This is a genomic window from Shewanella sp. MF05913 (assembly GCF_059758095.1).
Genome location: NZ_JCAYNT010000002.1, coordinates 315,425 through 332,364, shown reverse-complemented (window position 1 = coordinate 332,364; position 16,940 = coordinate 315,425). Strand labels below are relative to the sequence as shown.

The window sequence follows — 16,940 nt, the reverse complement described above, 5'->3', positions numbered from 1 at the left end:
ATGACACATAACATTACTTTTAGGCCAGCTTGATATGATCAACGTAGTTATCGTGGTTTACAATGAAATTAGTATGTTTCACTTATCTGTTCCTACGGCTATTTTCAACGATGCGGTATTAAACAATGACAAATTATTTGACGTGAAAATCTGTGCAGAGCAGAAAGGACAATTAAGTTTCGCTAATGGTCTTAGCTTCATTGTTGAAGAAGATTTTTCAATTATCAAACATGCTGATATCGTTATTTTTCCCAGTTGGAACCCCGAAGTACCGCCAAGCACCAAACTGATCACACTAATGAATCAGCTCTCTCATCTTAACAAAATGATAATCGGTTTATGCTTAGGTGCTTACGCACTGGGCTATGCTGGTTTATTAAATGAAAAACGAGCAACAACCCATTGGAAAATGAGCGAAGATTTTCCATTAAAGTTTCCACTGGTTCATTTTGAAAGTAACCCATTATTTATAGTGCAGGACAATATTATTACCTCTGCTGGCAGCGCTGCTGCAATAGACTGTTGTTTATATATCGTTAAATATTTTTACGGCATAAAGAAAGCAAACCGAATAGCCAGGATGATGGTGTCATCACCTGAAAGGAATGGCGGTCAAAACCAATACATAGAGCAACCCACCATTGAACGAGCAAGTGATGAGCGGTTAGCTAAATTAATTGATTACATTCAGACTAACCTAACTGATGATTACTCAATAGAGTGGGTGGCTTCATATTGTGCTATGAGTATTCGAAGCTTTAGTCGCTATTTTAAAGCTAACCAAGGGATCAGCTTCAAACTATGGTTGAATAATTTACGGCTAAATCGTAGTCAGGAGTTACTAGAGTCAACAGCCTTGTCTATTACTCATATATCAGAACAAGCAGGGTTTAGCTCAGAGCAAATATTTCGTAAACACTTTAAACAGCGATTTGATACAACTCCTAATGCTTGGCGAAATTTGTTTAGAAGTAAAATTGCGAGTGACTAACCTCTTATTTGACAGTGCGTTGTAAGAAGCATGGTCAGTTTTATTTTAAGTCGCAATGACCATTGAAGAGACTAACTTGGCAGACTCGCCCTGTGAGCAGAAATAAAAAGAGGCTGATTTTAGCATGATGATTACCGTATCATTTTACCTGTAAGTGACACATAAAAAGGCCTGCTTATTTTAAGCAGGCCTTTTGGGTTTAGTTTTCGCTGTTAGTCATGTTCACTTCAAAAACATCGCTTAAGCTAATCACTATTTGGGTAATTCACTTTCTACAAAAGCTATTTACAAGATCAGTCTACACAAGCAGTTATAAAAGCTGTCTTAGAACTGGTTCATTGTGTTGTCTTTACCAGACGCTTTAAGCGCTTGGTCACCAGAGAAGTACTCTTTATGTGCATCACCCATGTCTGAACCAGCCATGTTTTGATGTTTAACACAGGCGATACCTTGACGGATTTCCTTACGTTGAACATTGGCAACATAACCCAACATACCTTGGTCACCGAAGTATTCTTTAGCCAAGTTGTCGGTAGACAGTGCAGCTGTATGGTAAGTCGGTAGTGTAATAAGGTGATGGAAAATGCCTGCTTCACGTGCCGAATCAGCTTGGAAAGTACGAATTTTTTCATCAGCTTGGATAGCAAGCTCAGTGCCATCGTAGTCCACACTCATTAATTGCGCGCGGTCGTAAGCTGATACGTCTTGTCCTGCTTTTTGCATCGCATCAAATACTTGCTGACGGAAGTTAAGCGTCCAGTTAAACGATGGCGAGTTGTTATAAACAAGCTTAGCGTTAGGGATAACTTTACGGATTTCGTTAACCATGCCACCGATTTGCGATACATGAGGCTTTTCAGTTTCAATCCACAATAAATCAGCGCCATTTTGCAATGAGGTAATACAGTCAAGTACACAACGCTCTTCACCGGTACCAGCACGGAACTTAAATAAGCCATTTGGTAGACGAGCCGGTTTAACCAGTTTGCCACCTTGCTTGAATACCACATCACCATTTTCAAGTTTTGCAGCATCAACGGCTTCAACTTCAAGGAAGCTATTGTATAAATCGCCTAGATCGCCAGCTTCTTTAGTGACAGCAATTTTTTGCGTTAAGCCAGCGCCTAATGAATCGGTACGCGCAACAATGACGCCGTCATCGATACCAAGTTCTAAAAATGCATAACGGACGGCATTAATTTTTGCTAAAAACTCAACATGTGGCACGGTGACTTTACCGTCTTGGTGGCCACACTGTTTTACGTCTGACACTTGGTTTTCTAATTGAATACAACAAGCACCGGCTTCAATCATCTGTTTTGCCATTAAGTAAGTGGCTTCTTCGTTACCAAAACCGGCATCAATGTCGGCAATAATCGGTACAACGTGGGTTTCGAAGTTTTCAATTTTGTGTTGAATCGCGGCTTTATCTGACTCTTTAGCACTATCTAATTCGCGGAAAAGACCACCTAGTTCACGGGCATCAGCTTGACGTAGGAAGGTGTATAGCTCTTTAATTAACGCAGCTACAGAGGTTTTTTCATGCATTGATTGGTCAGGTAATGGACCAAACTCACTGCGCAGTGCCGCTACCATCCAACCTGAAAGGTATAAGTAACGACGCTTAGTCGTTAAAAGATGTTTTTTAATCGAAATCATTTTCTGTTGGGCGATAAAACCATGCCAGCAACCTAAAGACTGAGTGTACTGTGACGAGTCTTTGTCGTAGTTGTCCATGTCTTCACGCATGATCTTGGCAGTGTACTTTGCGATGTCTAACCCAGTTTTAAAGCGATTTTGTAGACGCATACGAGCGACTGACTCTGGGTTGATGGCATTCCATGCACTACCTTCTGAATTAATCAAGGTGGCAGCTTCATCGATATTATTTTTGTAGTGAGTCATGTGTTTATTCCTTAACAAATAGATTAGCGGCAATTGATTACGTTGAAAATAATAGCTAGATTTGGTTAAATAAGCCTAATTTATACTTACTATTTTCGGTATTCACCATATGAATGTATCTCGTATCGACTTGAACCTCCTTGTTTATTTAGATGTTTTACTGCGTGAAAGAAATGTTACTAAAGCGGCAGACCAGCTTGGGATCACCCAGCCTGCAATGAGTAACGGCCTAAAACGCTTACGAAACTTGTTTGATGATCCGTTACTTATTCGCACGAGTCAGGGTATGACACCGACCGAACGCGCAAATGAATTACAGCCCATTATTAGTGAGTTGATTATTGGGCTGGAAAAAGCCGTACAACCGCGTGCCAATTTTGATCCACTCGACAGTGATAAAGTCTTCCGTGTTATGGCAAGTGATTATGCTGAAGCGACGTTAATTCCACCTCTTATTGCGAAGCTTCGTACTCAAGCGCCCAACGTTATTTTAGATATCATGACCCCAAGTGATGTCAGTTTCCCTGATGTAGAACAAGGAAGAGTCGATATGGTGATCAATCGTTTCGACAGTATTCCGCAATCATTTCATCAAAAAGTATTGTGGAGTGATGATTTTAGCTGCTTGATTAGTAAGAACAATCCTGTTTTAAAGAAGTTTTCTTTAGACAGTTATTTAAAAGCTAAGCATGTGTGGGTGAGTAAAACAGGAATGGGCGTTGGGGTAGGGATGAACCCAGATGATGTTCAGCGTTTAGGTTGGGTAGATGAAGCATTAACGCGAATAGGTGTAAAACGTCAGATCACCGTTTTTACTCGCCATTATCAAGCGGCGTGTTTGTTGGCTGAGCAACAAGATTTGATCGCAACCATACCAAGTAAGATGGCGCGTCATCATATCAATAATGACCGGGTTTGCATTGTGCCGCCGCCTTTTATTATCCAACCCATTGCATTAACTATGGCCTGGAGCCCTTTGCTTCAGAATAATCCAGCGCATCAATGGATGCGTCAACTTATCACTAAAACCGCAGAAGAGATAAATAGAGGCGATGTTTAATGTTATTAGTATTATGACATTTAGTTACCTATATGTTGTAAAGCAACCAAAAATTGCCATTTTGCCATATCTTTGGTGAATAGTGGTGATAACGGGTATAAATTGGATAAATAAGATAACTTTGATATAGAGTAAAGTATTACTGCGTATGAACAGTATGCTGTTAACAGTGGAATGAGTTTGCGCTAGTGATTTGGGACTAATGGTTTTTGGCTAATGATTTGGGGCTAATGATTTGGGGCTAATGATTTAGGGCATATGATTTATGGCTTAGTTTACGGTCAACGCACAGAAATTAAGGTAGGGATTAAACATGACAGCACGTATTCAAGTTGGTGGATTACAAATAGCGCAAGCATTGTGGCAGCTGGTCGACAGTGACATTTGCCCGGGTACTGGTATTGATTCAGCAACCTTTTGGGCAAAATTTGAGGATATTATTAACGAATTTTCTCCGGTTAATGTGAAGCTGTTAGAAAAAAGACAACAACTACAACAGCAAATTGATCAATGGCATATTGACCATCCCACCAAAGATTTTGACCCTGCAACATATAAAGCTTTTCTGTCTGAAATAGGTTACCTGGTGCCTGAGGGTGAAGCTTTTCAAATTAGCACTGAAAATGTAGACCATGAAATTGCCGCACAAGCGGGGCCACAACTTGTAGTGCCAGTTAAAAATGCGCGCTTTGCGCTTAACGCTGCCAATGCGCGTTGGGGCAGCCTGTATGATGCGTTATATGGTACTGATGCGATATCTGAAGAAGGTGGCGCGGAGCAAACTAAACAGTACAACCCAGTACGCGGCAATAAAGTTATCGCTTTTGCCAAACAACACTTAGATACCGCTTCGCCTTTAGCACAAGGCAGCCATGCCGATGTGACCCGTTATTACATCGACGCAGGTGTGTTACGGATGCAATTAACTGACGGCTCGACTACCACTTTAGCCCAAACCGATAAGTGTGTGGGTTACCAGGGTAGTGCTGATGCACCCAGTGCTATTTTGTTAGTGAATAATGGTCTGCATATCGAAATTCAAATAGACCCAAGCAGTGTTATTGGTGGCAGCGATCGCGCTGGCGTTAAAGACTTACTGGTTGAAGCCGCTGTTACCACCATTATGGACTGTGAGGACTCTGTCGCCGCAGTAGATGCTGAAGATAAGGTTGAAGTTTATCGCAATTGGTTAGGTTTGATGCAAGGTAACTTATCTGCCTCGTTGACTAAAAATGGTAAAGAGATTGTTAGAGAACTTAACGACGATCGCGTGTATACCGCTGCGAATGCCCAGAGTGCCAAAACAGTTACTTTACCCGGCAGAAGTTTGCTATTTGTGCGTAATGTGGGTCACTTGATGACCATTGATGCCGTGCTGGATAAAAATGGCAACGAAATACCTGAAGGAATACTTGATGGCATGATCACTGTGCTTGCTGCGATGCACGACCTTAAAGGCAACAATAATGGTCGTAGTAATAGCCGCAAAGGTTCGGTGAATATTGTAAAACCTAAAATGCATGGCCCTGAAGAAGTGCAATTTACCTGTGACCTGTTTACTAAGATAGAAGATGCGCTCAAGCTGCCGCGTAATACGATTAAGGTCGGCATTATGGATGAAGAGCGCAGAACGACACTGAATTTAAAAGAGTGCATTAGGGCTGCCAAAGAGCGCGTGGTGTTTATTAATACTGGCTTTCTTGACCGCACCGGTGATGAATTGCATACCTCAATGCTCGCGGGCCCGTTTGTGCCTAAATCGGTGATGAAGCAGCAAAAATGGATTAGTGCTTACGAAGATTGGAATGTTGATATTGGGCTTGAATGTGGCTTACAAGGTCGTGCTCAAATCGGTAAAGGCATGTGGCCAATGCCAGATGAAATGGCAGCAATGCTTGAACAAAAATCGGCTCATCCTAAAGCGGGCGCAAACACCGCATGGGTGCCGTCGCCAAATGGTGCCGTGCTGCATTCTATTCATTATCATCAAATTAATGTGGCAGATGTTCAGCAACAAATTAAGCAACGCCCACGTGCTAGCATTGACAGCTTGTTGACCATTCCTTTACTTGCTGAAGGGGTAACACTCACCAATGAGCAAATTACTTTTGAACTAGAAAATAATGCTCAGGGTATTTTAGGGTATGTAGTGCGCTGGATTGATCAAGGCGTGGGTTGTTCAAAAGTGCCTGATATTAATAATGTCGGCTTGATGGAAGACAGAGCAACCTTGCGGATTTCATCGCAATATTTAGCTAATTGGCTTGAACATGACCTATGCAGTGAAGCGCAAGTGATGGCGGCGTTGAAAAAAATGGCCGCGGTGGTCGATACTCAAAATGCCGGTGATCCGCTGTACACTAATATGGCGCCTCACTTTGACGGCATCGCATTTAAAGCGGCATGCGATCTGATTTTTAAAGGCAAATCTCAGCCTTCTGGTTACACAGAGCCTTTGCTACATGCTTATCGAATTCAAGCTAAAGCTAAAGCAGGTTAATCAGCACCGTTAATACTGGCTTTAAGCCTATGTCGTCACGCAATAACTAAGCCCTGATCTTGCAAAGATTAGGGCTTTTTTTGTGGTTATTTTACAAGTGGTGTCAGAGTAAACGCTTCAAAGTACTAGGTGTTTTGACCCGATTGTCGGGCTGATTTAATTCAGACATCGCTTGATTTAGATCTTTTAAGCGCGGATTTGATTTATGATTGTTTTCAAAGCCAGATTAACCGACTAGAGATGAGCCTGATGAAATATTCGTTATTTGCTTTGGGGTTACTGTTAAGTAGCCAGACTCTGTTTGCTATGGATGTTGAATATACTGCAACGCCTATCGATATTGATGGGGTTGCTGATCCTGCCTGGCAGAAAGCGCAGTGGCATACGATGCCGTATTTAATGGATGGGGTATTGCCCGATTCTGCGAGTGATTTTAGCGGTAAATATAAATTACTGTGGGATGAGCATTATTTGTATCTGCAAGCTGAAATTACCGACGATGTATTGCTTGATACCCATGCCGACCCAAGGGTGAATTATTGGGATGATGACACCTTAGAAGTGTTTATTGATAGCGATGCTTCGGGTGGCGATCATCAATTTAATCACAGTGCATTTGCTTACCATATTGGCTTAGATAACCAGGCGGCTGATTATGGCCCAGACAAACAAGCTCACCTGTATACGTCGCATTTAAAGAGTCGTTGGCTGCGCAGTAGTGAGGCGCCTTACAATGTGATTTGGGAGGTCGCGATTAAGCTGTATCCTAATGATTTTAAACAAGGCCAAGAAGATAAGCCCTTGTTGTTAACACCGAATAAAATCATCGGTTTTATGCTCGCCTATTGTGATAATGATGGCAGCCCAGTAAGAGAGCATTTTATGGGATCTCATGAGATTACTCCGGTTAATGGCGATAAAAACAGAGGGTTTATTGATGCCAGTGTGTTTGGCAAAATAACCCTGAAACGCTAGGGCCTGTTAATCTTTCAAGGTTGTTTGTCCGTTTAATCGATTTTAATTACCAATAGGCGAAACGGATGTCCGATTCAACTAACACTATTGCAGCTCAACAATGGCGGCATGCCGATCCTTTTATTAATAGCTGGACGGTTAGCCCAGATCAAATTGATCATTATCAACATGCTAATAATGTGGCTTATGTGAGCCAACTAGAGCAAACCTCCTGGGCACATTCTAATGCGCTAGGGTTAACGATTGAGCAATATAAATCGTTAGATAGAGGCATGGCGATTAGCCGCCATGAGATTAATTATTTGGCGGCGGCTTATCTTAATGATGTTATTGATTGTGCCACCTGGATTGTTGAGTGCGATGGCAGGTTAAAGCTGGCGCGCCATTTTGAGTTTATTCGCCGCAGTGACGGAGTGTCTTTACTCACGGCTCGCACTGAGTTTGTGTGTATTGCCTTATCTAGCGGCCGTCCAAAACGCATGCCTGAAATATTTGCTGATATTTACGGCCGAGCTAGCATTCAAATTATCGAGTAGCATTCAGATTAGCGAGTAGGATCACAGTGTAGCGTTGTGCTTATTAGTTAAGGTTGTTAGCGTAACGTTTTACTTTTGACTAGTATTTAATCTATGTGAGTTAAGGAGATAGACCATGAATGTGCGCGATATTATGACCCCTAATCCGGTGTGTATTAGCCATGAGGCGAGCCTTAAAGATGCGCATCTGTTAATGCAAAGCCGAAATGTGCGTCATTTGCCGGTGATCAGTGAATCTACTGGTGAGTTTATTGGCATGCTGACACATAAAAAGATGATTGCGATGGTATTAACCATGCTTAATAAATATGGCCAAGGGGCACTTGATCGAAAAGAGCGTTACACCCCAATTGCGGAGGTGATGGATACTCAAGTGCAAAAGCTTCGATTAGATGAACCGTTAACCATTGTGGTGCAGTATTTTATCGACAACAAATTAGGCTGCTTGCCTGTGGTCGATGAGCAAAATCAAGTCCTGGGGATTGTCACCTCTTCTGATTTTGTCAAACTGTGCCAGCGTTTATTGTTACAACAATAAACGCCAGCTGGCTTTGATGATTATTTGATGCGTTGTGAGTGTAAGGGCTTGAGTTGTCACGTTAGCGTAATACCATTAATAGCGGATGCCTTTTACTCTAATGACGCGACAATCTCACGGAAAAACGCGATGGTTTCATGTTTTGATATTAGACTATCTTGAAAGCCTAAATCGGCACTGTTTTTTACAATAACCACATTATGTTGTTGGTTCACATAGATATATTGCCCATAAACCCCAACACAAAAGAATTCACCTTGCTGTGCTTGTGGTGGTAACCAAATTTGGTAGCCGTAGCCGAGTTTGTCTTTTTGCGGTTTAAGGTATTCAGTTTGTGGTGTGGTGGCGGCTTTTATCCACTCTGCCGAGACGATTTGCTTGCCGTTAAACGCACCATTGTTTAGTAATAAACGGCCAAAGCGGGCGTAATCACGGGTAGTGACATTTAAGCCACCTAATGCAAATTCAGCCCCTTGAGAGTCGGTGAGCCAAAACGCATCACTTTCCATGCCGATGGTGTTCCACAGGTTTTGTTGGATCAGTTCGACTAATGATTTTCCGCTCACCCGCCTGAGGATCATGCTAATTACGTGGGTGTCCATGCTGACATAGTGGAAAGCTTTACCTGGCTCAGATTCATTCACCAGTTCACTAGTCATGTCGTCTAACGAGCCGCCAATGGCCAGCACTCGGCCCATTTTGTTTATGTCAGAATTAAAGTCTAGATAGTCTTCGTTCCACTTAACCCCAGACGACATTTGCAGTACGTGTTCAACTTTAACGTTGCCATACCCAGAGCTAGCAAGCTCAGGCAGATAAAAGCCGACTGTTTTGTTGATATCAATGTTGCCGGCATCGACTTGCATACCAAATAATATCGACACAAAGGATTTGGCCATCGACCACGAAATCCGTTTGTCGTCACTTTGGGTACCTAAATAGTATTGCTCGAATGTGATGTTGTCGTCTTTAAGCACTAACAATGCGGTTGTTGCTCTGCGCGCTAAAAACGCTTCGCTATTAGTGACTTTGTCTCGATAGGTGAAAGAGTCTGGCAAGGCTTTTGGTTCGACGCCAAATGCATAAGGTTGACCTTGGTGAACAATTTTTTTGTTGAAAAATACGTCATTCATGTGGGAAAAGTTATTCACGATGAGTGCTTCATCAAACAAGCTGATGACGCTGTATAAGCGGTTTGCGCTTTGCCAATTAAATGCCAGTAAAATAACGGCAATAGTGATAAGGGCTATAAAAGAGCCTTTGATGAACTTGATCAAAGTCGACATGAGTGTTTCCAAATAGCGTAGGCGTTAACAATAACCTAATGCTATCGAGACTATAAATCAAATAGTTAACGAATTGTTATGGTTAAATTTGGGAATGATATGCCCTGTGTTGAATGGCTAACAAGACTCTTGGCATTAGGTTGTTGTTAATCAAAAACAGCCATTAGATTTACCATTACTTTTGTTAATTTCCGTGAGTCTTAAAACCGCTATTTTGTTTATTCTTGGTGTTATTTACCCTGCTGCCATTGGCTTATCCGTTAGAACAACTGTTTGAATTAACATTTTTGCAACCAAATGATTACGAGTTTATCTATTGCTAAAGTAGGTGGTGGCGATATGGCTTACATTACATGTAATGTATTTCATTGATAAATATCATTAATTCTTTGTTTTAGGTTTATTTTAGCATTGTATTATTTTAGAGTATGCGCCGCTAGGAAAGCACGTTGGCCAACATTACGGTTAGGCCACGGTTGAGTTAAAGGATTAACCCATTTGGTTAACCCACTCTATTTATCTGCTTGAATCACCTAGTGTAAAATAATCAAATAAAGGAATGATTGATGAAAAACGTTACTGCATTAGCATTAGTATTAGGTTTTACTGCTTTACCTGTTATGGCTGCACAAGATGCGCCATTTCACCAGGAAGCGGGTCTAGGATATTCTGCTAATACTGAAGAGTTCGGTGATGGTCAATGGGATCTAAACTACCGTTTTTATCTTGACTCAGTATCACAAGAAAAAGGCCCATATGCATTAAATGGCTTTTTAGCACAATCTACCAATGTTGGCGCTAGCTATTCAATGATTGATGATGCTGACCTTGATATTTTTAATGTCGATGGCACCTATGTTTTCGATTCTAAGTGGTTTGTTGGCGCGGCAATCCAACGTTATGACGCAGGTGCTTTTGATACTGACAATTACAAACTTGATGTAGGTTATTACTTCACCGACAGCTCAAAAGTTGCTGCATTCTATGTTGATGGTAGCGATATTGATTCAATCTATGGTCTTGAAGCGCGTAGCTTTATTGATCTTAAGAGCACTACAGGTATCGATTTAGGTGCGATGTGGACTCATACTGATGATGACGATATGTTTAACGTAAACGCTGACTGGTATGTGACTAAAGCATGGTCTGTGGGTTTAGGTTATGACGATAACGGTTTAGACGATAACTTTACTGCCAAAACAGCTTACTGGTTACGTATGTCAGATTCTTTTTCAGCGACTTTTGAGCTAGCAAAAGTACTTGATTCTGACGTAGACGGTTTGTTTGTTGGTGTAGGTGTTGTTGGCCGTTTCTAAGCTAAAACATCTCTAATAAAATGTTATCAATAAACGCTTATTGATACAGATCATCTCCCTTAAAGAAAGGAGCCTTAACCAGGCTCCTTTTTATTTTTTATGCACTACCAGAACAAGCCCGCTGAGTTAATAATAGATTGTCTAAAACCGCAATACGTTCATCACAACAGTTATCAGCCTCAGCTAAAACATCTTACTCATCCGCTAATTCGTCGAACTCTATGAGAAAATAGATAGCCAATCGGGCATTTACTTAATTTGGAAGTCTATAAAATTTGTTGATACGGCAACCAGTAACCATCTGTATCCACTTGATTTGTGAAGCGTGTTAACTTAAAGCTATGACGGAGGAGGTCGTTGTATCAATTAAACTACGTAAATATGGCCAAATTTTCTAGTTACAGACCTTTTCCTTCTAGTTTTGCTCATTTAATCTAGAAAGTAATAACTACAGAACCTACCCCATATGATGTAAAACTTCAATTTAGTTAAGTTTAACTACTTAGCAATATGGTATGTATATGTTTTAAAAGGATTTGATTTAAAAATGAAAGTTGGTTATTCTCTGATAAAGGGATTTTAGAACATGGAGCGTTAAAGTGGAACTATTTACAGATCGCAATTACCCAAGCTTGAAGATGCGGCACATGGACCAGTGATTTATTTAGCTAAGTTAATGAAACTTGAGCAATACTCAACTTATATTCGAAGTCATAGTGACAGAATACTTTCGATATTGATTGGAGTATTACTCTATCGCCAATTAAGTCGACCTGAACAAAATAAAATTTTACCTATGACAAACAGCCTAAAGAATCCTCCGTTTATTAATTCTATCCAGGCTTTGTTATCTCAAAATATAGTTAATCCTAACTGGAACAAATGGTGCCTATCTAACTCAGAATTAAGAGATTACTTTCAGAGTAATAAAACTGTAAGTGAGTTTATTGGTACTTGGTTCTTCACCGTGGAACCTAAACTAGAGGTGAGCTTTTTAGCTAGTCGTATTTTTTCAGTGGCGGCATTGGGGGCAAGAGGTTTTGCTCTAGAGGCTTCTGGAGGTGCTGTCACTGAATCCATGGTATCGTCGTTATCCAAAAAAACAGGTTTAAATATTACCAAAAGCTCTGTTAGAGCGGTTGGTAGAAGTACAATCATTGTAATGATTCTAGCAAGTACAATGAAAATGCTAAGTGATAGTGATATGAAGTTAGCTAAAAAAGAGCTCTTACGTAGAGGTTTACTGAATGTTGAGGATCTTTAATTGATATTTTGGATAATAGCTTACTTATTTTCTCTATTTTTAGTTTGTGTTCATTCTATTTCTATAATAAAGAAATTAAAATTAGAACTGAAAGTTAATTTATTTGATAAATCTATTTTTTGTTTCAGCTTGTGTTTGAATCTTTTTTCTATTTCGGCATTTTCGATAATATCTTTAGATTTTCTGAATATTAGTTCTATATTTAAAGTTGCCATCGTCACCTTGAGTGGAATACCTCTATTCATGGTAATATTGTTTGCAATGTCGCTTTCAGAAGATCGGTAAAGGACGCGTTGTGCTACATAATATTTTGAAATATAAATTTATTTTTTTTATGACCTCATTCTTTTCTGCCAATGTATATGCTAGTAACTTATCTACGCTGACTTGCCAGATAACAATGATTGCAGACACTAAATTCTGGTCAATACAATCTGTTGCCCACAGCCACAGCAATCGATATCACCAAGCAAATTATTGATCAATGTCAGATCGAATCACTTACATGATGCAGGTTGATTTTACAGGGCAACCGCATGAGTGTGCATTTTTTGCTCACAATGAATGTTTTCAGTATAGAATCACTTCCAATCATTCTTGAGGTGATAACATTCCGAACAAATGTATTTGGATACATACACTTAATTTGTTCATAAAACGTTCGCGATCTCGCCCTGGTTGATTTTAGTCTCACTACTTCAGTGTTAACTTGTAACGTCTTTCATTATTAAGCTATTTTTCAATCATTCGCTGTCGCTTAAATCCGCTTAAAATTTTTGTCTATCATGTTACTTAGCAGTATTTGTCCTGCTTGGTTAACTCTAAACTCGCCATATCTGGCTTCTTCAAACTCTTCCGCTCGACCTTCTTGAAAGAAAAAAGCGTTGCTGGCCAGTTTGACACTGCCGTCACGAACACGGTATTGGATCAGTCGCTGTGCTGGTGTTAACGCTGCACCGTGGTAGATGCCATCGAACTGAGCAATGCGGTTATTGTCGAGCGTGACAATAAAAAAGCCATCATGGTTATTTGGCGTGTTTGAGAGTTCATCAACTGACTGGCTAACGATTCGGGCAATGTCGTAATTTAATGCCATGTAATCGCCTTGCATTAACGATCTCGGATCGACAGGTGCGAGTTCAAACAGGATTATTTGCCATTAGCCAACAGCTGTTCTTGCTGAAAAATCTTGTAGTTAATACCGGCGAGAATCAACAATGCTGCGATAATAGCCCAAAGTGATCGCTGACTTAGCTGGCGTGAATTGAGCGGCGCCACAGTATTTAACACCATCATAGTTGCTCCTTATTTTGCGCCGTTGTAACTGTATTTATTATGGTTTCAGCTGTCTTGCTAGTATTCATGCTCATGGCAAATCTCAGCAGGAGTAATACTATGCCGCTGGCCATTAACCACAGTGATTTATCAAACAAGTCGATGTGGAGTGAGTAATAATACATGCTGATAAAGGCGAGCAGGGCGCATACCGAAATGATGACTAATTTACGTTCGTTATAAAAATAACCTAGCAGTAGCATGAGTAGTGCCGCGCTTAATCCGCTCATGACGATGGACAGTAGACCGATTAATATCGCCGTTAGGATAACCATTAACATGTCACGAGGACGCACAGTAACGATATGATCGCGATTGCCATATTTAGTGTTATCGGTATTAGCAGTGTTATCGGTATTGCTATTGGCATTAGCATTGGCATTAGAGTGGAGCTGGTTATAAATTTGATTCATCAACCATAGCGCTGATAACAAGCTGATGACGATCGCTAAGTAGTCACTGAGGCTAGAGCTTAGTGCCATGAGTACGTTGGGCAATTCCATTGTGTCGCTAATTTCAGACAACATGATATTGACGAGCAGTAAACTGATAGCAACAGCGTAGCCTAGCATTCTAATGCGCTGGTAATGTTGTGGCCATCGATAAAGTTGAGTCCAGATAACCACTAAACTCAATACCAATAATGGCAATATAAGTAGTGATAAATGGTTAATCACTAAGATGGCTAATAAGCTGGGCACCATAGCTAATGCCGCGACAAATTGGTTAGCTTTGTGGGGGATGACGAGCCAGTGTATGGCAAAAGTGACCCCATAAATGACTGCGATGAGGGTTTCGTTACTCGACTCTAAGCTTTCGAAGGTCCCCCCAAGCAGCATTATTTGCCCGCATAGGCTAAACGCAAATACCATTTGTAGAATAAACTCTTGGCGATTTTGCCCTAGCCGGTAATACGCTAAGCATCCGAGAGTGAGCGTGGCACCAAAGCCTATAAATGATTCGGTTATATCACTAACAGATGACACGCCCAGCATGACAAAGGCCAATAAGAATAGCGAGGCAACCCAACCTCCAAGCATTTGTGCTGCAATGATATACCAAGGGCTAGCTAATAAGGGTTCTGGCGCGGTATCTGCGTTAACCAGGTCTTTGTTTCGCAGTGACAACCATAATGCGTTGGATGATTTTATGTTACTCATGGCCAGTCTCCTCAATGTTTAACATTGCCGTTTGAGCAAACTCTTTTTGTAATTGTTTTAGCCAATATAAACTGCCACTGGTTAGGCCTATAACCACCATCGCTATCAGAAAAAAGCCTTCAATGGTGTCGTTACTATCAAATAGCGCTCTTGAAAGTAGCGAGACAATCGCGGTACTTATGCTGGTTAACACTAACGTAATGGGATATAAGGCTGGATCGCGGTAACGATACCAAACAAATAGGCAGGCCAAAGTGACGAGATAAAGCAGTGCATAATAGGCAACATGTTCGCTGGTATCGTAATTATAACTAAAGTCAAAAATGAGCCACACTATGAGCCAGGTAAATGCACTTATACTAGCCAGTAAACTGCTTGCTTCTACCATGGGGCAGTTAAAGCGCAATTGTCCACGCCAATGACAGCGTTTCGCAACAATAAATAATAGGTGAATAGCTAAGTTAGCTAAACCAAACAAAGCGATTTGCTGGATGTCTTCGAGTAAAAAACTAAATACCGATGCAAAGGATTGCAGATATAGCCCTAAACTGACGTTGAGTAACACCACGATGAGTAACCACAACAGATCAAAACCTGCGAGGTAAGCAAAGGGTAAAATTAATACTGCCCAAATAGCGAATAGTTGCCATGGATCAGCGCCTGTTTGATAGGTTTGCCCGACTAATGCCAGTAAAGCCCCAAGCATAATGCTAGCACCTAATAACATGGCGTTAGGCAGGTTCCAACCATACATATTTGAGCTAGGCTTGCTTTGCTGAAAATGCGGCGGATGCTGATTATGTGGCAAACTGGATGGTGGAAGGTACTTTTTTTGTGCGTGATTAGCGAGATAAAATCCGCCAATAAACAGCGCAAATAGGGTTTCGACTATGGCAAATTTATTCAGGTGCGATAGCGCATCCCAGTTAAACGCCATGAAAAATATCACACCCGCGCTCACTAATAGCACCCCGAGATACAATAATAGATTGGCAATTAATTGCTGCCACTTGTTTGCATTGGGGTGAGGGTAGGCCTCTAACATTGCGGCCTTAAAGTTAGCGCGGTCTATCTTACCGTCTAAAAACCAATGCCATATAGCAGATCGTTTTTGCGTCATCATTCCCTGTCCATTATCCCTTTATTGAAGTGTCCGGCTAATTCAACCACAACAACTGTAGTCTAGCGCTTCATTCTTCCCTACTTTAATTCAAGTTAACGGTATCGATATACAATTTAAAGGTATTAATGCATAAAACGATTAATCATTAAAACACTGCTTAGGTGAAAAATTGACTGATAACAGGCGTTTTCGTGATAGTTGATCGCAGCGGTTTTATTATCGACACCGGTATATTTTGATTGGGCCTCACATTTATGATCGCCGCTATTGAGCATCTTGCTGCTATTGCCTACAATAACGCACGTTTTATTAATTACAGAATATGATCATGAACGACACTACTGCTAAACCTGCTTTACCCGATCGCCTTAGCGTTAATCCACGTAGCCCACACCATGTGGCTGCCATTTTCGAACATGAGATTGGCATTTTGTTTAATGGTAAAGAGCGAAATGATGTAGAAGAATACTGCATCAGTGAAGGCTGGGTAAAAGTTGCCTCGCATAAAGCATTAGATCGTCGTGGCCAACCGCTTACGATGACAGTAAAAGGTAAAGTTGAAGCGTTCTATAAGTAGAACTGAGTAAGCTGACTCTTAGCGTCAAAAAACGAAAGGCTAGCCCAATGGGCTGGCCTTTTGCTTTGGTGAAAGTTTAGATAAACAATTAACGCTAGATTTACTTATCAAGTATTACTCATTAAGTTTCGCTCATGGCAGCGCATGTGATGTTTTATTGCAGTTAAAAAATCCATAACAATATATAAAAATTGATTAGACTAATTCTTAGCAATGCTACAATCTACCTTGTAGACTTGTTATTAATCGATCACGAAGCCTGAAAATGTCAAAATGAAATATGCGGCGATACTGATAACGAATAAAACAAAATGACTTATTATACAGATAAGCATGACTGCTCCAGTACCTGTTACATCGCCTGCTAGTTTTGC

At 40.8% G+C, this 16,940-nt stretch carries 16 protein-coding genes; 9 read left to right on the top strand and 7 right to left on the bottom strand.

What is annotated here, in order from left to right:
- Positions 1-34 precede the first annotated feature (34 nt).
- Complete coding sequence (locus AC19MV_RS04865) at positions 35-991, top strand: GlxA family transcriptional regulator (RefSeq protein ID WP_498306061.1); 957 nt, start codon at positions 35-37, stop codon at positions 989-991.
- A 324-nt stretch (positions 992-1,315) separates the two neighbouring features.
- On the opposite strand, the gene AC19MV_RS04860 is transcribed toward AC19MV_RS04865, so the two are convergent.
- Positions 1,316-2,896 (bottom strand): isocitrate lyase, encoded by a 1,581-nt coding sequence (locus AC19MV_RS04860; RefSeq protein WP_498306059.1) that lies wholly within the window; start codon positions 2,894-2,896, stop codon positions 1,316-1,318.
- 109 nt (positions 2,897-3,005) lie between these two features.
- Between AC19MV_RS04860 and AC19MV_RS04855 the strand changes: the two genes are divergently transcribed.
- The 5 genes from AC19MV_RS04855 to AC19MV_RS04835 all read left to right on the top strand — a co-directional run bounded on the left by AC19MV_RS04855 (position 3,006) and on the right by AC19MV_RS04835 (position 8,505).
- Complete coding sequence (locus AC19MV_RS04855) at positions 3,006-3,956, top strand: LysR family transcriptional regulator (RefSeq protein ID WP_432404277.1); 951 nt, start codon at positions 3,006-3,008, stop codon at positions 3,954-3,956.
- Positions 3,957-4,269: 313 nt separating this feature from the next.
- Positions 4,270-6,456, top strand: a complete 2,187-nt coding sequence (locus tag AC19MV_RS04850) for a malate synthase G (RefSeq protein WP_498306057.1) — start codon at positions 4,270-4,272, stop codon at positions 6,454-6,456.
- Between the two features lie 249 nt (positions 6,457-6,705).
- Positions 6,706-7,431 carry a CBM9 family sugar-binding protein gene (locus AC19MV_RS04845; RefSeq protein ID WP_498306055.1) on the top strand — a complete coding sequence of 242 codons (726 nt, stop codon included), beginning with the start codon at positions 6,706-6,708 and terminating at the stop codon, positions 7,429-7,431.
- 65 nt (positions 7,432-7,496) lie between these two features.
- The gene (locus AC19MV_RS04840; RefSeq protein ID WP_498306053.1) at positions 7,497-7,967 is read left to right on the top strand and encodes an acyl-CoA thioesterase; all 471 of its coding nucleotides are present in this window, start codon (positions 7,497-7,499) and stop codon (positions 7,965-7,967) included.
- A gap of 115 nt (positions 7,968-8,082) precedes the next feature.
- Positions 8,083-8,505, top strand: a complete 423-nt coding sequence (locus tag AC19MV_RS04835; RefSeq protein ID WP_498306051.1) for a CBS domain-containing protein — start codon at positions 8,083-8,085, stop codon at positions 8,503-8,505.
- A 92-nt stretch (positions 8,506-8,597) separates the two neighbouring features.
- Here the strand turns inward: AC19MV_RS04835 and AC19MV_RS04830 are convergent, their stop codons facing one another.
- On the bottom strand, positions 8,598-9,791 hold the full coding sequence (locus AC19MV_RS04830; RefSeq protein WP_498306049.1) for a serine hydrolase domain-containing protein: 1,194 nt from the start codon (positions 9,789-9,791) through the stop codon (positions 8,598-8,600).
- 566 nt (positions 9,792-10,357) lie between these two features.
- Here AC19MV_RS04830 and AC19MV_RS04825 point away from each other — a divergent pair.
- Together AC19MV_RS04825 and AC19MV_RS04820 are read left to right on the top strand one after the other, a co-directional pair.
- Positions 10,358-11,107 (top strand): putative porin, encoded by a 750-nt coding sequence (locus AC19MV_RS04825; RefSeq protein WP_498306047.1) that lies wholly within the window; start codon positions 10,358-10,360, stop codon positions 11,105-11,107.
- Positions 11,108-11,783: 676 nt separating this feature from the next.
- A complete protein-coding gene (locus AC19MV_RS04820; protein ID WP_498306045.1) occupies positions 11,784-12,371 on the top strand; it encodes a hypothetical protein in 588 nt (195 codons plus the stop codon).
- A 50-nt stretch (positions 12,372-12,421) separates the two neighbouring features.
- On the opposite strand, the gene AC19MV_RS04815 is transcribed toward AC19MV_RS04820, so the two are convergent.
- The 5 genes from AC19MV_RS04815 to AC19MV_RS04795 all read right to left on the bottom strand — a co-directional run bounded on the left by AC19MV_RS04815 (position 12,422) and on the right by AC19MV_RS04795 (position 15,989).
- Positions 12,422-12,586 carry a hypothetical protein gene (locus AC19MV_RS04815; protein WP_498306043.1) on the bottom strand — a complete coding sequence of 55 codons (165 nt, stop codon included), beginning with the start codon at positions 12,584-12,586 and terminating at the stop codon, positions 12,422-12,424.
- A 542-nt stretch (positions 12,587-13,128) separates the two neighbouring features.
- Entirely contained in the window at positions 13,129-13,467 is a 339-nt protein-coding gene (locus AC19MV_RS04810) for a GDYXXLXY domain-containing protein (protein ID WP_498306041.1), read from the bottom strand.
- A 53-nt stretch (positions 13,468-13,520) separates the two neighbouring features.
- Positions 13,521-13,667 (bottom strand): hypothetical protein, encoded by a 147-nt coding sequence (locus AC19MV_RS04805; protein ID WP_498306039.1) that lies wholly within the window; start codon positions 13,665-13,667, stop codon positions 13,521-13,523.
- Positions 13,664-14,866, bottom strand: coding sequence for a DUF4401 domain-containing protein (locus tag AC19MV_RS04800; protein ID WP_498306037.1), 1,203 nt, complete (start codon positions 14,864-14,866; stop codon positions 13,664-13,666). Before AC19MV_RS04800 ends, AC19MV_RS04805 begins: the two co-directional genes overlap by 4 nt.
- Entirely contained in the window at positions 14,859-15,989 is a 1,131-nt protein-coding gene (locus AC19MV_RS04795; protein ID WP_498306035.1) for a DUF2157 domain-containing protein, read from the bottom strand. The genes AC19MV_RS04800 and AC19MV_RS04795 overlap by 8 nt, the downstream gene beginning before the upstream one ends.
- A 328-nt stretch (positions 15,990-16,317) precedes the next feature.
- Here AC19MV_RS04795 and AC19MV_RS04790 point away from each other — a divergent pair, with 328 nt between their 5' ends.
- Complete coding sequence (locus AC19MV_RS04790) at positions 16,318-16,566, top strand: DUF3297 family protein (RefSeq protein ID WP_432404306.1); 249 nt, start codon at positions 16,318-16,320, stop codon at positions 16,564-16,566.
- Positions 16,567-16,940: the final 374 nt, after the last annotated feature.